At 45.1% G+C, this 15,317-nt stretch carries 15 protein-coding genes; 6 read left to right on the plus strand and 9 right to left on the minus strand.

What is annotated here, in order from left to right:
* Positions 1 to 153: 153 nt before the first annotated feature.
* Both GFS24_RS27680 and GFS24_RS27685 read right to left on the minus strand, forming a co-directional pair.
* The gene (locus tag GFS24_RS27680; protein ID WP_153665543.1) at positions 154 to 1,278 is read right to left on the minus strand and encodes a FecR family protein; all 1,125 of its coding nucleotides are present in this window, start codon (positions 1,276 to 1,278) and stop codon (positions 154 to 156) included.
* 55 nt (positions 1,279 to 1,333) lie between these two features.
* Positions 1,334 to 1,912, minus strand: a complete 579-nt coding sequence (locus tag GFS24_RS27685; protein ID WP_153665544.1) for an RNA polymerase sigma factor — start codon at positions 1,910 to 1,912, stop codon at positions 1,334 to 1,336.
* Positions 1,913 to 2,067: 155 nt separating this feature from the next.
* On the opposite strand from GFS24_RS27685, the gene GFS24_RS27690 reads away from it, so the two are divergent.
* Entirely contained in the window at positions 2,068 to 2,589 is a 522-nt protein-coding gene (locus GFS24_RS27690; protein WP_153665546.1) for a DinB family protein, read from the plus strand.
* 65 nt (positions 2,590 to 2,654) lie between these two features.
* On the opposite strand, the gene GFS24_RS27695 is transcribed toward GFS24_RS27690, so the two are convergent.
* The 3 genes from GFS24_RS27695 to GFS24_RS27705 all read right to left on the minus strand — a co-directional run bounded on the left by GFS24_RS27695 (position 2,655) and on the right by GFS24_RS27705 (position 4,204).
* The gene (locus tag GFS24_RS27695; RefSeq protein WP_153665548.1) at positions 2,655 to 3,029 is read right to left on the minus strand and encodes a hypothetical protein; all 375 of its coding nucleotides are present in this window, start codon (positions 3,027 to 3,029) and stop codon (positions 2,655 to 2,657) included.
* Positions 3,030 to 3,128: 99 nt separating this feature from the next.
* Positions 3,129 to 3,611 carry an RNA polymerase sigma factor gene (locus GFS24_RS27700; protein WP_153665550.1) on the minus strand — a complete coding sequence of 161 codons (483 nt, stop codon included), beginning with the start codon at positions 3,609 to 3,611 and terminating at the stop codon, positions 3,129 to 3,131.
* Between the two features lie 89 nt (positions 3,612 to 3,700).
* Positions 3,701 to 4,204 (minus strand): DinB family protein, encoded by a 504-nt coding sequence (locus tag GFS24_RS27705; protein ID WP_153665552.1) that lies wholly within the window; start codon positions 4,202 to 4,204, stop codon positions 3,701 to 3,703.
* 219 nt (positions 4,205 to 4,423) lie between these two features.
* Between GFS24_RS27705 and GFS24_RS27710 the strand changes: the two genes are divergently transcribed.
* Positions 4,424 to 6,793 carry an ABC transporter permease gene (locus tag GFS24_RS27710; protein ID WP_153665554.1) on the plus strand — a complete coding sequence of 790 codons (2,370 nt, stop codon included), beginning with the start codon at positions 4,424 to 4,426 and terminating at the stop codon, positions 6,791 to 6,793.
* Between the two features lie 2 nt (positions 6,794 to 6,795).
* Here the strand turns inward: GFS24_RS27710 and GFS24_RS27715 are convergent, their stop codons facing one another.
* A complete protein-coding gene (locus GFS24_RS27715) occupies positions 6,796 to 8,079 on the minus strand; it encodes an MFS transporter (RefSeq protein WP_153665556.1) in 1,284 nt (427 codons plus the stop codon).
* A 96-nt stretch (positions 8,080 to 8,175) separates the two neighbouring features.
* Entirely contained in the window at positions 8,176 to 8,973 is a 798-nt protein-coding gene (locus tag GFS24_RS27720) for an SDR family NAD(P)-dependent oxidoreductase (RefSeq protein ID WP_153665558.1), read from the minus strand.
* A gap of 265 nt (positions 8,974 to 9,238) precedes the next feature.
* Between GFS24_RS27720 and GFS24_RS27725 the strand changes: the two genes are divergently transcribed.
* From GFS24_RS27725 to GFS24_RS27740, 4 genes are all read left to right on the plus strand, one after another.
* Entirely contained in the window at positions 9,239 to 9,718 is a 480-nt protein-coding gene (locus GFS24_RS27725; protein WP_173003219.1) for a DUF2589 domain-containing protein, read from the plus strand.
* A 37-nt stretch (positions 9,719 to 9,755) separates the two neighbouring features.
* Complete coding sequence (locus GFS24_RS27730; RefSeq protein ID WP_216647573.1) at positions 9,756 to 10,472, plus strand: DUF2589 domain-containing protein; 717 nt, start codon at positions 9,756 to 9,758, stop codon at positions 10,470 to 10,472.
* 75 nt (positions 10,473 to 10,547) lie between these two features.
* On the plus strand, positions 10,548 to 11,417 hold the full coding sequence (locus tag GFS24_RS27735; RefSeq protein WP_153665562.1) for a hypothetical protein: 870 nt from the start codon (positions 10,548 to 10,550) through the stop codon (positions 11,415 to 11,417).
* 8 nt (positions 11,418 to 11,425) lie between these two features.
* A complete protein-coding gene (locus GFS24_RS27740) occupies positions 11,426 to 12,046 on the plus strand; it encodes a hypothetical protein (RefSeq protein WP_153665564.1) in 621 nt (206 codons plus the stop codon).
* A 44-nt stretch (positions 12,047 to 12,090) separates the two neighbouring features.
* Here the strand turns inward: GFS24_RS27740 and GFS24_RS27745 are convergent, their stop codons facing one another.
* Both GFS24_RS27745 and GFS24_RS27750 read right to left on the minus strand, forming a co-directional pair.
* Positions 12,091 to 13,683, minus strand: a complete 1,593-nt coding sequence (locus GFS24_RS27745) for a T9SS type A sorting domain-containing protein (protein WP_173003220.1) — start codon at positions 13,681 to 13,683, stop codon at positions 12,091 to 12,093.
* The gene (locus tag GFS24_RS27750; protein ID WP_153665568.1) at positions 13,670 to 15,316 is read right to left on the minus strand and encodes a hypothetical protein; all 1,647 of its coding nucleotides are present in this window, start codon (positions 15,314 to 15,316) and stop codon (positions 13,670 to 13,672) included. The genes GFS24_RS27745 and GFS24_RS27750 overlap by 14 nt, the downstream gene beginning before the upstream one ends.
* Position 15,317 lies beyond the last annotated feature (1 nt).

Genomic DNA, 15,317 nt, shown 5'->3' on the forward strand with positions numbered 1-15,317 from the left:
GGCGGGCCATTGCATTACAACTGAATTGCATACTTTTGTGGTGTTTGGTAATAAATTTTGATTGATCCTCAATTAAAAAAAAGCCAGATGTACACCGGGTTCCGACTGCAATCGGAGTCCGGTTTTTTTATTTTTGGTTGACGATTATGTATTTTAAGGTAATACGATCACTTTTCTTCCTTCTACCCTGAAATGGGAAAATCCGTTCCCTTCTAATAAGGTAAGTACGTTAGATAAGTTCAGGCTGCGTGCAATACCACCACCATATAGTTCCGTGCTGGGTGTTGTTTCATACACGATCTCTACATCATACCAGCGGGCTACTTCTCTTAAGATAGCGGGCAGGGCCATGTTATTAAATACAAAGAGGCCATTTTTCCAGGCGAGTACTTTTCTTACATCTGCTTCCTGTACCGTAAAGGTGTGGCTTTTTAATATGGCCTGCTGGCCGGGTTTCAGTAAACGTGTTTCATTTCCTTCCTTTACCTGTACGGCGCCCTGGAGCAAAGTAGTATTGATGGTATTTTCATCTGCATATGCCATGATATCGAAATGGGTACCGAGTACCTGTACTTCCATGTCGTTGGCCTTTACTTTAAAAGGCTGGGCTGCGTTTTGGGCTACTTCAAAATAGCCCTGGCCTTCCAGTTCCACGATCCTCTCTTTGCCGGTAAAGGCTGTAGGGTATCTGAGGGAAGAGGCGGAATTCAGCCATACTTTTGTGCCGTCCGGTAATACTACACGGAACTGGCCACCACGGGGGGTAGATAATTTGTTGTAACCTTCGGCCGCTTTGCCGGCGCTATATAATAACTGGCCATTTTGCTGGGAGATCTTTGTATTCCCGCGGCTGATGATCTGGTTGCCGGAACTGTCCAGCGTAACGGTGGAACCATCTGCTAATGTGAGAACGGCTTTGTTGCTGCCGGGGAGGATCTTTTCTTCCTGCTGTGCTGTTGTTTGTTTTACGGTGGTTTTATTGGTTTGTGCCCACCATATTAATATTGCAACCGCAGCTGCCGCTGCTACTCTTGGGAAAGTGAAGATCCGCCGGGTTTTAGTTTTAGTGATATTCGCGTAAACGCTTTCTGTATCTACTTCCGGCAAGGGTTCGTCTGCCCGGAAACGATGGAATTCTTCTTCCATAAAATGATGCAGGGTAGCGTCATTTTCTGCCGCCGCGATGAAGGCAAACAATTCTTCCAGCTCTTCCTTTGTGCAGGTTTTATCTGTGTAGCGCTGAAGAAGGTATGTTATTCTTGACGGGGCCTGCGGCATACGGGTGCTTTTAATAAAGACGTATGGGGAGAAGGGAAGGACCGTGGTTTTGGCATTAATTTTTCAAAGCGAAGATGGTGGCCAGTATTACTGCATGCCGGGCTAAATAAACCCGGATATGTTTCAGCGTTTCCACCAGCAGGTTTTTGACCCGGCTCTTAGAGAGGCCGAGTTGTTGGGCAATTTGTTCGTGACTTAGCCCCTGGTGGCGGCTTAGCTGGAAAACGGTTTGTTTTTGAGGAGACAGTGCCTCCAGGGCCTGGTGGATCAGTTGCTTGCTCTCCCGGACGTCCAGTTGCTGGGCGGGCTCTTCGGAGGTTTCAGAGATATTAGCCCAGACCTGGTCTATCAGCCTTTGCTGGAGGGCCACTTTGCGGAGATGATCCATGATGCGGTTGCGGGCTATCATGAATATATAGCTGTCGAAACGCTCAATGTCCGGCAACTGTGCCCGGCTGGTCCATAAACGGAGGAAAGTGTCCTGCAGGATGTCTTCTGCGTCTACGGCGGAATGGGTTAAATGAATAGCAAAAGCCAATACCTGCCGGTTATGCCGCACATATAATTCCCGGAAAGCTAACTCATCGCCCTCCCTCAATTTAATTAACAGGTCTTTGTCAGTTATTACAGGCATCCCGGAACAATTTTAGGTAAATTATCGTCCTAAAAAAAGCCCCGGCCCAGAATAATCCCCTTTCTGAAAAAAAATCTCATTTTCTTCCAAAGCAACTGACATACCCTTGTCACCTACCCTCCTTTACTTTGTATTACAATTAAAAACTGAAACATATGCAACACACTGCCACTACCACAGACACTGCTATCGTTTACCTGATGAAGAACTATACCCGGTATAACCTCTGGGCAAACAAAACCCTCGTTAACTGGCTCAGGACCAAGGAAGAAAGTGTATTGGAACAGGAAGTGCCTTCCAGTTTTTCCAGTGTAAAAAAGACCCTCTCCCATATCCTGCAAACACAACAATATTGGTTATCTATTATAAGAAGGGATGAAACTCCTGAACTCTTTCAGGGGGAAACGGCTACCCTGGAAGAGGTGTTTTCCACTATCATCGCGCAATCAGAAGAATTTGCGGCTTTTGTAGAAGGGATGGAAGCAGACGGGATCAGTGAAAAAACCATGGTGGTGAGCCCCTGGTTTCAGTCGGATTTTGCGAATTTTGAATATATCATGCAGGTGATGAACCATAGCACCTACCACAGGGGGCAGATCACGACAATCGGAAGGAACCTGGGCTTTACAGATGCCCCGATGACGGATTACAATTTTTACAATATTCATGGGAAGTGAGGTATACAAGTATCGAACACGTACCCTATGTGAAGAGGGGGATCGATTTGATCCCCCTTCATTTATCAGGCTATTACTTTAAGGCCCGCGTATTGGAGTAAAGCCATTCCTGCCACCCAAACAGCCACAGCCCCAATGGCCAAACTGCCTATTCCTGAGATCACGGAAAAAAGGGCAAGGATGGCAATTATGCTGGCTACCACCCACAAAACATCCATTAATATCACTAAACGCACGCCTCCCGGGTTGACAGGTTTTCCTTTACTTACGGCAAAAACATAGATGGAGAATAAAACGAGGAAAATACCGGCAGCGATAAAAGGCCATGTTTCCGTTACACCAAATAAACCGGCAATGGGACCTGCCACTGTGATAAGGCCAATTCCTGTAGTACCTGAAGTGATAGCATTGATCTGCATGGTTGTTGATAACTGTATCATACTTTTACGTTTTTGTTGATGTAAAGGTAGACAGGTGGCCAAACGCCACTGTTATCATCTCACGACAAAGGCTTACCATTTCCCGCCAATTCCAATTGATCAATATCGTTGCACCATAGTCCGCAACGTTCTCCTGGCTACATAGATCTTGCTTTTAATAGTTCCCAGCGGTTCGCCCAGTATGCCTGCTATTTCCAGGTACTTGTATCCTTCATAATACAAGAGGAAAGGTTTTCTCACCATCATCGGTAATTTAGCCACGGCATGCTGCAAGTCCTTTTCATGCAACCGCTCGTCCTTCTCTTCAGGATGATGATGCACATGCTCCAGTCCATATTGAATATGGAGTTGCATTTTATGCTGACGGCGGTAATGATTGATGAAAGTATTCCGCATGATGATATACAGCCAGGCTTTGATATTTGTACCTGATCTGAATTTCTCGCGGTTAGTGAGTGCTTTGACGATCGTTTCCTGGTAAAGGTCTTTCCCTTCATCCGGGCTTTTCGTCAATTTGATCGCGTAGGGATACAGGAAGTCACTACTGCTCAATAACAGGTTATTGAATTCTGTGGTAGACATTGGTAGATCATTTTAATGTATACCAAAGTTACCAGCCGTGTACCGCTACGTCAATCGACAAAAAGAGGTTTCTGTTGTACAAATCGTGATTACATGTATTTCATTCCTTCATATCCCAGCAATCTGCGATACAACGCAATCTGTCCGATGCAGTTTGCTTCGCGGTAACTTGTAAAAGTAAGCAGATCGAAATAAGGGAAACTCATCCCCGGCATTTCAAATATGCTGTCCAGCTTCTCATCTGATACTTTCACCAGCACTGCTCTGGCAATGGGAGAAATGTGTGCCCAGTCTTTCTTAAAAGATTCAAGTGATGGATAAGTAACCCCATCCTTTATGCCCTGGTTATTCTTAAACAGATCATCAGCGGCTTGTTTATACACGGTGTCACCCAATAAGCCAGCCATATCAAAACGTTGCTGCACAAGGGTGCCTGCCAGCCAGGCAATGTGGTTTGCTTTTGTGTTCAGGCGATTGTGTGCATCCTCATCTGAAATACCATCCAACGCGCTGTTGAAAAAAGGTGTTTGCAGGTCATACATGGCAAGCATGCCGGTCATTCTGGTGCTTTCTGTTACTGTTGTTGTTCCCATGGTGGTAATATTTATATGCAATGTACCTTTATTCATGGGCTTATAACGGGGTGTATCCTGACAAAAGAAGGGGGTGTATGCGCCATGTTCAGATACGAACGTAACTTGTACCGAAACCGGACAGTTTTACAAGAATACCCAAACATTACACATTGAAAATCAACACGGATGATTATGGTATTGAATTAGTGGTACAGCCGTAACCTTTAATCCTTCTGCATGCTGCAAAACAACATCAAGATAGCCTGGCGCAGTTTAAAAAAAGACCGCCAGTTCACATTGTTAAACCTTGTTGGTCTTTCCACCGGTTTAGCCTGTGCGTTATTTATTTACCTGTGGGTAACGGATGAATTGAATGTTGACAAATTTAATAAGCAGGACAGCCAGCTTTTCCAGGTCATGGAACACCGCAAAAAAGCGGATGGTATCTGGACTTCCCACAGTTCTTCCTATCCACTGGCAGAAGCCCTGGTTCGGGAAATTCCCGAAGTGCAATATGCCAGCCCTGTAAAAACTACAGAAGGCAGCATTTCGCTGCCTGCAGATAAAACCAAAGAACTGAGGGTGTATGGCCGGTATGTAGGGAAAGATTATTTTGCTATGTTCAGTCGTGAAGTGATAGAAGGAAACATAAAACAGGTATTACCGGATAAAGGTTCCATTGCTATTTCTGATAACCTGGCCCGTAAACTTTTTTCCACTACGGAGGATCTCATCGGCAAAAGCGTGCTACTGCAACATGAGAAAACCTATACCATCTCTGCTATTTTTCAGTCGCCGCCTGCCAATGCTTCGGAGCAGTTCGATTATGTATTATCTGCTGACCTGTTAATGGACAGCTGGGAAGGAAAGAACGGCTGGAACAGCACCAGTTTGCAAACGTATGTATTACTAAAGCCGGGTACAGACATTAGCAGGGTCAATCAAAAACTGCCGGACTTCCTGATGCGGCAAACCAATTTTAACAGTAAACATAAAACACCTTTCCTCAAAAGATACTCGGAGCTTTATCTCTACGACCAATATGAAAATGGGATACTAAAAGGAGGCCGCATAGATTATGTGCGTATGTTTTCCATTATTGCTATTTTCATCCTCCTTATTGCCTGCATCAACTTCATGAACCTTTCCACCGCTAAGGCAGCGCAGAAATTAAAAGAAGTAGGTATCAAAAAAGTAGTAGGCGCCAGCAGAAGTTCGCTGGTAATGCAATATCTCGGGCAATCCATGCTGATGACCTTTATAGCACTGATCATTGCTTTTGTGCTGGTGCTGCTTTTTATGCCTTCCTTTAATGCGATAACAGGTAAGGCACTTTCCCTGACACCCGATATAAGAATGATCCTCTCCTTCCTGGGTATTGCTTTATTTACAGGTTTTGTGTCCGGCAGTTATCCGGCACTTTATCTTTCAGGCTTTAACCCTACGGCCATCCTGAAAGGTAAACTGAGGAATAGCCTGGGAGAAGTGCTGGTACGAAAAGGGCTGGTAGTATTTCAATTTTCCCTCTCCGTTATACTGATCGTATCGGTGCTGGTGGTGTATAAACAAATCTCCTTTGTACAATCTAAAAGCCTGGGATATAATAAAGAGAACCTGGTGATGTTTGAGCGGGAAGGTGTGCTTAATCAAGACGATAAATTGGAAACCTTTCTTTCAGAAGCAGGGAAAATACCTGGCGTAGCGATGGTTTCCAGCATAGGGCATAGTATGGCCGGTCACAGCAGCGGCACTTCCGGTATAAAATGGATCGGAAAAGATCCGGAGGACAGAACGGAGTTTGAAAACCTTGCCGCCAGTTATGGTATGATCGAAACGCTTGGATTTGAGTTAAAAGAAGGAAGGACATTTTCTCCAAAGTTCAGTTCAGACAGTAATGTCATTATCTTTAATGAAGCGGCTATCCGCTTTATGAACATGAAAGATCCCATCGGCAAAACAGTAGAGTTATGGGGCGAGAAGAGAACCATTGTTGGTGTGGTAAAAGATTTCCATTATGAATCGCTGCATGAGCTGATGAAACCTTCGTTCATTCGCCTGAACCCTGGTTCTACGTATCTAGTAGTGGCCAGGCTACATGCCAGCGAAGAAAGATCAGCCCTGGTAAGACTGGAAAGCTTATATCGCCAGTTTAATCCTGATTTTACATTCACTTATAAATTCATGGATGAAAATTACCAGCAGATGTATGTTTCAGAGCAAAGGGTATCTATTCTTTCCCGTTACTTTGCGGGGCTGGCCATCCTCATCTCCTGTCTTGGTCTTTTTGGCCTGGCTGCCTTTACAGCGCATAGACGACAAAAGGAAATAGGCATCCGGAAAGTAGTGGGTGCTACTGTGAACAATCTGTACGTGATGTTATCAAAAGATTTCCTGAAGCTGATATTGATTGCTATTGTGATAGCGTTGCCTTTATCCTGGTGGGCTACCAGTATCTGGCTGCAGGGATTTGCTTATCGTACACCTGTAGGGCCAGGCGTATTCCTGATTGCAGGTTTAGCTACTGTACTGATCACTTTACTGACCATCAGTTACCAGGCTGTTAAAGCAGCGCTGGCTAATCCTATTCATAGTTTAAAATCGGAATGATATTATTTCAGGGCCAATAAACTTTTATAAGCGCGGGATTGCATTGCCAGGATGGTGACGATAAATCCTATTACACCTGTAACGCTGAACAGCAATGCGATACCTCTGGCCATGCCCGTGCCAAACCAATCTCCTATCAGGTCTACACCTGCGCCGGTTGTCATGAATGGAATGAAAAAGTATTGAGCAATAGGGCCGATCATAAAAGCGGTGATGGGAGAAGCGGCCTGTTCAATACTTTGTGTAAAACCAAATACTCTTCCCTGCCTTTCCGGCGGGATGGCTTTCTGGATAATAGTTTGCTCTGCTGCTTCTACAACAGGGATCAGGCATAAGTAAATGAACAGCCCGGTTGCCAGTAATATAATGGAGGAATGAATGGTGAAGAAGATGCAGATGAACCACATCAATATATTACAATAGAAAAGTGTTTTCAGCGGCGTTTTCCCCAATCCTTTTTTTGCGACTACCAATCCGCCGAGAATAAATCCTAAGCTCAGGATACCCCAGAGCACTCCCCATACTTGTACCGATACAAGGGAAAGGCCGTAAGCATCCATTAAGGACATGAATACACCACCCAGGAAATTATTGAAGCAGTTGAAAAAGATCAGGCCGAAAAGGCCGGGGATAAGATTAATAACTTTGATGGTTCCTTTGATGTCTACTGTTTTTGGTTCTTCCTGTGTGTGCACTATTTCATTCTCCTTCATGGGGATGGTCCACAAATGCAGGATGGCAAGGAACATTAATCCGATGGCTATTACCAGGGTCCAGAACATACCCAGGTAACCTACAGCAAAACCGCTCATGAAAGAAGAGATGAGAAAAGCGGTGCCGTTTGTGCTGCCTACCAGTCCGTTTGCTTTATCGCGACGGTCTTCTTCTATAAGGAAAGTAACAGCAGTGGAAAGAGCTATCATACGGATGTTTCCGATGATAGCCCCAAATAACGTCAGCAAAACTAACACCCATAAGTATACACTGGAATCATGGGTAAAAGCACCTTTGGGTGCCATGATGTATAAAAGAAATGCAGCAGCGTATAAAATAAGAGAACCGATGCTGGACATCAGCATGGCTATTTTCTTCCGGTACCTGTCTACCAGCGATCCTAAGAAGAAACCAGAGAGCGCTACTGTTCCAAAATAGATACCTGCCATCACAGAAGTGGCCAGCACAGATCTTGTTTGCAGGAATACCCAGAAGGTAACAGCAAACCAGACAAATGTATTCGTAACGGAGGCAACAAGAGAGTTGGCTAATACAGCATAAAAGACCTTCATAAGCGTGTATTCATTGACCTGCTGCAAAATAGCATAAAATCTTATTCACCGCGTGCCACCGATTGACGTAACGCATTGGGCTATGACTATCCTGTTTTACCCTACAATGGAGCCACAGGTGATGTTTGCCACTGTTGCTGTGATGGCCCTTGCTTTATCAGAAGCCAGAAATGCTGCTGTATTGGCCAGGTCTTCCAGCGTGGGGGAACGTTTCAGCAATGAACCTTCTCCCATTTGCGGTAGTAATTCATCTAATGTGGTACCCATTAATTCAGCCCGGTGCCCAAATACTTCTTTGGCATGTGACCCACCAGCGACTGTTTCTGGTATAGCATCTGATCTTAATGCAATGGCACGGATGTTATAAGGGCCTAACTCTCCTGCCAAATTGCGCGTAAGGCTTTCCACCGCTGCATTGGAAACACCAAAACCACCTGCCACACCATTCGCTAATAATCCACCGGGTGTAGTGATAGTAAGGATCACACCGGACTTATTCCTGATCATGTAACGCGCTACTGCTGTAGTGGTTAAAAAATTAGTGGTGATGTAAGTATGCACAGGATGATAAAAATCTTCTGTAGAAAGATCTGTTAATGGAATACCCTGCAAGTGTACAACGCCGATAGCATTAAAGTGAATATCAATGCTGCCTGTTTTATCATACACTGCTTTCAGGTGATCTTCTATGGATCGTTTATTCAACGCATCCACCACAGCTACTTCTGCTTGTCCGCCTTCATCTTTTATTTTCTTCGCTGCTGCTTCCAATGGTTTTAATGTTCTGCCAGTGAGGAAAACTTTGGCGCCTTCCTTTGCAAATGCCAATGCTACTGCACTGCCAATAACGCCGCCAGCTCCATATATCACAGCATGTTTGTTTTGTAAAAGCATATAGTTTGGTTTGAATTACAAACGTACATGGATAAATCAGATTTCATGGGGGGCAAAGGAGGCAATCTAAGGGGGGAATTGTGACAGGGAAAATTTATTTGCCTGATTCCCAATTGTTTTATAATATTGTTTTTCAATTGTGAAGGATCGATACTGTTAATACCCGTTGCCCCGTAACCATATATATTAGCACACTCCTAAAGACTTATTGACTTAACTGTTGCATAAATGTAGCCCCATTTAAGCAAGCAAAAATTTTATGCATATGCCCCAAAAGAAAGAAGAGGCATCTCAACCTTCGTTGGATCAAATGGATCTGCAGCGAATGATTGCAGGGCCTTTGCAGGCCGCCATGGATGCGCAGACAGCTTCTGCAATTGCCGCAGTGGAACTGATGAAAAAGATCAGCTTCACGGATGATGCACAAGTGGCGATGGTAGACTTTTCTCATCACCGGGAGGGCCAGAAGATTGACCTCAAAGTACCGCTGGTTTCATTGGTGCCTATCAATTGTTTGCGCATTGAACACGTAAGCGTCACCTTCAATGTGAAACTGAACGCTATTGAAAAAACTACCCCCAATGCACGTTCCACCGGATCCAGCATGAAAATGAGCGCAGGTTATCAGCGCCAGTCCGGCAAAGAAAAAACCAGGGCCTCCTTTCATTTCACGATGCAGATGAAAGCGGTGCAGGACGAACTTCCACCGGAATTAATTCAGCAACTGAATATACCCATCACATAGGATACACCTTTTTTTTCTCATCTTAAATGTCCAAACAATGGCAAAGAGTAATCCTAAAAGCCGCACCCCACGGCCAAAAGTAGCGCAGAGAACTGCGGTTGCTTCTCCTGTTCCCAGTGTTGATAAAGCTGCAGATCTTGCAGCCAGCACTGCTCAAAAATTGTCCAAAGCTGTAACCGCAGGCAGAGGCATGGTATCAAAATCTGGTCCAAGTACAGCGGGCCTCGTTTCTGAACTGAACAACATCGATTTCAAAAAAATGATCGGCGCACCCTTGCAGGCTTGCGTGGATGCACAGGTGCAAAGCTCCCTGGCAACTGTTAACTTCATCAACTCCGTTGGTTTTGTAACAAGCGACATGGGAAAGAAAGAACTCGTTATGGTGGATTTTACACATGAAAGAGTGGATGTAAAAGACGACGGCACCCCACTGAACAAGAAGATCTACATTAAAGTTCCCCTGCTGGCCATGCTGCCAATTCCAAGCTTGCGGATCGAACATGTACAGATCGACTTCAACGCAAAACTGAACTCAGTGGAAACATCTTCTGTTTCTGATGAACTGGGCATCAAAGCTGAATTAGCAGTAGGCTGGGGCCCTATCAGCCTGAAAGTATCGGCCTCTTATCAACGTAAGTCCGTAACCGGTGTTGAAGTGAAAAAAGAGTACGCACTCAACGTAAATGTTAAGGCGGTGCAGGATGAAATGCCTGCCGGTCTGGAAAAGATCCTCGGGATGCTTTCCGCCTCATAAGTGTTTACTGGTATCTGGATGCAGTATTGCATTCAGATACCATTTTTTATTATTCCTGTAACAATCGAAATAGATATGTCAAATATTACACTGGCAGATTATGTAGGTTTCATCTTCTCTGAGATCACAAGAGCAAGAGATCATGCAGACAAAGTATCCAAAGACCTCGCCATCGCTTATTCTAAAGATGAAGTACTAAAGCATTTTTCAGTTCCACGTTTCAAAATACCGGAAATGGAACTCACCATTCCCGTGCTCATTTCTTCTGCCAAATTCTCCACCACCATGTTGTTCAACATGCAGGAGGAGGAATTTAAAAAGTATGTTGCCGGCAAGGTGAACTCCGCCATCCAGACCCTTCTGATCAAAAGCAGCAATGTAGAAACCGACTATACCCGTATCAATAATGAAGTTTTCACCAAACCTGTTTATTACGAAACTGCTTTAGCACAGCCTGCGCCACAAAATCTCGTAAGGCTGCAAGGCAAGAACAAAAAAGTAGCACGACTGCCAGATGGTTCTCCGCAACCTCCTGCTGTAAATGTACTGGACCATCCTGCGCTGCCCAGGTTCTATCAGCAACTGGTGGCCAATCAGGATCCTTCCAAACCGGAGAACATTGCGTTGCTGGCCCTGGCGGAGATCTTCAATGCCAAGATAGTGGAATACAACCTGCAGAGTGCTTACAAAACACAGTACCCCAACAATGAATTGTTCCAGTCCATGCTCAACGAGGTGATCCAGAAGATCAAAGAAAACACCATGGTTTCCCAGAGTAAAATGGAGAACTTACTGGTTAACCCGGAAACCAATCTCGTAAAGAGCGGCAGCAGCGATGCAACTGTTTTTACCATTAAAGCCAAGATCATGGAAGAAGGCCTCTTTGTAAAAACGGTAAAAAATGAAGAAACAGGCAAAGAGGATCTATTGGTGGAATTTGAATAAACATTACTATGCAGCGATTCTATTATAACGATAAGCAACAGTTCTCACAGCTCCTTTCCGCCTTCAACGGGGTATCTGAGAAGTTCAGTAAAAAGGATTACGATACTGATAAAGCCCTGAAACAATTATTGGATAATGCCATCAAAGTATATAAGGATGCCGGCTTTACCGATAAAGAAAGCCAGCTGCAGGTATTGAGAGCAGAACTGACTTCCATAGAAAAAAACATTCATCCCCTCACTTACGAAAAGGTCACGATCCGGAAAGGGGAAATGAAAATGAGCATATGCCTGAAAATACTGCAATCCATAGAGCAACTGCTCCGGCATGATTACACTTATTGTACGGATAAATTACAGGAAGTCCGTAACATGATCTCCCAGATATTGCTGGCGGGTTTGCAGGGTGGCCTGATCACTGACACCCTGCTGGATTCCACCAACACGGAATCTGAATTGCAGAAGTTATGGAAACTATTGGCAACAGATGCAAACATCGCACTTGCGCAACGGCGGGTGTTGATGAGTGTTAGCATTTATGATGTACTGCTGCTGATGGAGGAACTGATCGGCGGGATGTTGAAGGTGGGGCTGAAGAAACCCAAACCTTCTGTGTTGCAATTGGGGTGAGGTAGCTCCTTATGCTGAAGTTGGAGATCAGGTGCCCGGAAGTGTTACTTAAGAATAATGAGCTGTTTTCGATCCAACAACTTTCCCTTATCCTCCATATCATAGAACACCAATACATATGTCCCGGCAGAGAGCCTGCTCATTTGGATGCGTGTATTGGTATCCGTGAGTATCCTTGTGTTATGCAATCTGCCTGCCATATCATACATTTCCATCCTCACCGGTTTGGGCAGGCCGTATAAGCTTACGTAGAAAATGCCGTTGCTGGGATTGGGAGATACTTTGATCTCATAGAACCAGGGCACCTTTCTGATCTCTGAATAAGCGACGAGGCCATCCAGCCCGAGGATCTTTAAGCGGTAGTAGGTCCAGTTATCGTAGAAGTTGTCATCCGGCACTGTGTAATATTGCACGTTTTGGTTCACTGTGCTCCGCGGGGTTTTAGGTGGTACTACTTTTACGGTATAGAAACTGTCTTCGTTCTCTCTTCTCCGTTGCAGTTCATATTGCAGGATGTTCACTTCCCGCGATGCTGCCCAGTTGGTTTCTACCATGCGCAAGCTAATGCGGTAAGCATTAAAGCCCAGGCTGCTGATGGCGCGTGGAATAAGGGCCGCCGATTTGGAAAAGTAGACATTGTTACCTAACCCGCCAGGGAAAGTTCTTGTATTGGTATAGGAACTTATGCTGAGTGGCCCGTTTGTTAATTTGCCCGGATTTTCCACGGTGCCGGGAGGAATGGTATCCCAGCCGCCGTTGGTTCTGTACAGGGAGATGTAACTGAATTCACGCAACAGAGAAAATGCAGGACTTTCATCTTTTGCGTCATGTTGCAGCCACACAAAATAACTACTGCTGCCCGTACTGGCATTATGCCCAACATTCCAAGTTTTCAATACATTGTTCCCGGAGATGACATTCCCGGATGTAGCGTTCCTGTAGACATTATCAAACACCCGCGCGCGAAAATCTTCTGAAGTGAATTCCAGGTTTTGTACAGCCAGGGGACTGTAACTACCTGCTGTGGTACCTATAGGGAATACGACCTGTTTGTCCTGTGGGGTTACATGTTCTCTATAAAGAAAACCACCCCCAACATTGGAACCCGTTACAATAAACCGCCTGTCTGAATAACCGGAAATAATGCCGGGAGAAAGATTCCCTACTACCAGGTTCCAGCCATTCAGATAAAGATGTCCATTCTCAAAATGAAGATTGTTACGGATTTTCAGATCACTGAGATCATCGAGGTAAACGCCGTTGGGATTGTTGATGCTGATGTTTGGAAAACTTGGGCCGCTGTGGGTTCCTGCATTGTATGCCCCGTAGATGTATTGTGGCGTTGCACCTTGTTGCATAAATCGAAAAGTACCGCCGTAACCGGGAACAGTATCATTGTAAAAGTGCTCATCGGTCAAAAGTGCGGTTTCATCATTCTTCCATTTCTGCCCGAAGAACAGCACGACGGCACCTTTGATAGAACCAAAGCGGCCATGGTTTTGCACGTCACTGAAGATAGCGATCGTATCTGTTTTATGGGCCATGATATCCGCGTTGGCCGGAATAGACACACCGGTTTGGGCATACGTGGAGTACGATGCCAGTAGAATAAAAAGTGATATTTTAATTGCCTTCAACACGGATGTATATTCTTGTGGAGGTGAGTCCATGTGCCTCTAAGGCCTGGCCACCAAGAAGGATGCCTGCACTTTCCAATACCCTCACTGTTGCACTGGTTAAGGTATTAGAGAATAAAGTTGCGATGGGGGATGTGGTTGCATCTACAGCAACAGTAGCTTTGGCAGTAACCTGTATACTTAAAATATTAGTGAACACTACATTTACAGGAAAGGTGATAGTTACAACACCAGAAGCACTATTACCCACCTCAGCTATCCAGACCTTCGTTACAAGATCTGCGGTGGCAGTTCCTCCAACTCCTGCAAGACCGGCGCCCCCGCTATAAATAATTGGCTGCGTATTGGCACGCACTACTTTCCCCGTTGCATCCACTCCTAAATAACCTGCGCCATTTGTAATGGCAGAAGCACTGGTTAGGTTCTCCATCCTCAAACCCCCATCATTTGCAACACCTGTTTTAATATGCAGTTGTGTGGAAGGTGCATTGGTACCAATTCCGACTCTTCTGTTGGCCAGTATCCGCATAGCTTCATTGGCCGTAGCAGTACCTCCCGTCAGAAAGATCATATCTTTGGCGGCATTGTTATTCACTATGTAAAGATCATTGCCTGCCCCCAGCACGTAGGTATCATTTGCCTTTCCTGTTTCAATAGGATTCCCGGATTGATATACATAACCGGATCCATTGATACCCATGTTCATAAAATTGGTGGTCTCTGTTCCGTTATTCGCAGTGGCTACAAAATCAGAACTGGATTGTGTACCGGCTCCGAGGTTCCTGATGTTCACCTGGAAGTAATTATTAATGCTGCCTTTGAGATACAGGGCATTTACAGAAGTAGTGACACCTGCATCTATCAATACTTTCTCCGGATAAGTAGCATCAAATACGTTACTACCTATTCCAACAAGTCCTCTCGCGCTATCAATGTACATACGTTCCACATTATTAGTGCGGAACCGCATACTAATGTTATCCGTTGTACCGAGGAAATTAGATGCATAACTTGTTCCGCTGTTGCCTGTAGTGCCCCAGGTACCAGCCCCGGAAACAAATGTAGACATGGGCACTTTCCTGACAAGCCCGCTGGTGATCGTCAAAAGGCTATCCGCTGCTGTATTGGTGCCATTCTGCACGCCGGTCAGTGTAAGCGGGTTCGTTCCCTGCACATGCAATTTAGTCGCCGGTGCCGTATTACCGATCCCTACATTCCCGGCATTTGTAATCCGCATCCTTTCTACATTATTCGTGATCACCGGCAGATCAAAATTGCTGGTGGTACCAAAGTTTCTTACAGAAGAAACAGCATTTCCACCTAACATCCATCCACTGGCAGCCAGCAAACCGGAAAAGTTTGCCGTATCCGCCACCCTTCGCCAGAAACCATTTTTACGGATCATCAAACTATTATCCGGCGTAAAGAAAATGAGCATCCCATTAGGCGCAGTAGCCAGCGTAGTAACTGTTGTATCCGGAATACGGGGCAGCAGCAATCCCTGTACATTACTTTCCAGTTCAAGTACAGAAGATTTGTTGATGACTGCAGGATTAGAACCTAGTTTCAATTGACTTCGGGCCACTAATCCCATCAACAGCAGTATCCATATGATGGAGCATGCTTTATTCATG

Origin of the sequence: Chitinophaga sp. SYP-B3965, from assembly GCF_009647655.1 — a bacterium.
Classification (GTDB): domain Bacteria; phylum Bacteroidota; class Bacteroidia; order Chitinophagales; family Chitinophagaceae; genus Chitinophaga.

Bases quoted from the DNA above. Each gene is read 5' to 3' on its own strand.
- GFS24_RS27740 (WP_153665564.1), top strand. From the start codon at position 11,426: ATGCAGCGATTCTATTATAACGATAAGCAACAGTTCTCACAGCTCCTT.
- GFS24_RS27715 (WP_153665556.1), bottom strand. From the start codon at position 8,079: ATGAAGGTCTTTTATGCTGTATTAGCCAACTCTCTTGTTGCCTCCGTT.
- GFS24_RS27710 (WP_153665554.1), top strand. From the start codon at position 4,424: ATGCTGCAAAACAACATCAAGATAGCCTGGCGCAGTTTAAAAAAAGAC.
- GFS24_RS27685 (WP_153665544.1), bottom strand. From the start codon at position 1,912: ATGCCTGTAATAACTGACAAAGACCTGTTAATTAAATTGAGGGAGGGC.
- GFS24_RS27750 (WP_153665568.1), bottom strand. From the start codon at position 15,316: ATGAATAAAGCATGCTCCATCATATGGATACTGCTGTTGATGGGATTA.
- GFS24_RS27720 (WP_153665558.1), bottom strand. From the start codon at position 8,973: ATGCTTTTACAAAACAAACATGCTGTGATATATGGAGCTGGCGGCGTT.
- GFS24_RS27725 (WP_173003219.1), top strand. From the start codon at position 9,239: ATGCCCCAAAAGAAAGAAGAGGCATCTCAACCTTCGTTGGATCAAATG.
- GFS24_RS27730 (WP_216647573.1), top strand. From the start codon at position 9,756: ATGGCAAAGAGTAATCCTAAAAGCCGCACCCCACGGCCAAAAGTAGCG.
- GFS24_RS27690 (WP_153665546.1), top strand. From the start codon at position 2,068: ATGCAACACACTGCCACTACCACAGACACTGCTATCGTTTACCTGATG.
- GFS24_RS27695 (WP_153665548.1), bottom strand. From the start codon at position 3,029: ATGATACAGTTATCAACAACCATGCAGATCAATGCTATCACTTCAGGT.
- GFS24_RS27705 (WP_153665552.1), bottom strand. From the start codon at position 4,204: ATGGGAACAACAACAGTAACAGAAAGCACCAGAATGACCGGCATGCTT.
- GFS24_RS27680 (WP_153665543.1), bottom strand. From the start codon at position 1,278: ATGCCGCAGGCCCCGTCAAGAATAACATACCTTCTTCAGCGCTACACA.
- GFS24_RS27700 (WP_153665550.1), bottom strand. From the start codon at position 3,611: ATGTCTACCACAGAATTCAATAACCTGTTATTGAGCAGTAGTGACTTC.
- GFS24_RS27735 (WP_153665562.1), top strand. From the start codon at position 10,548: ATGTCAAATATTACACTGGCAGATTATGTAGGTTTCATCTTCTCTGAG.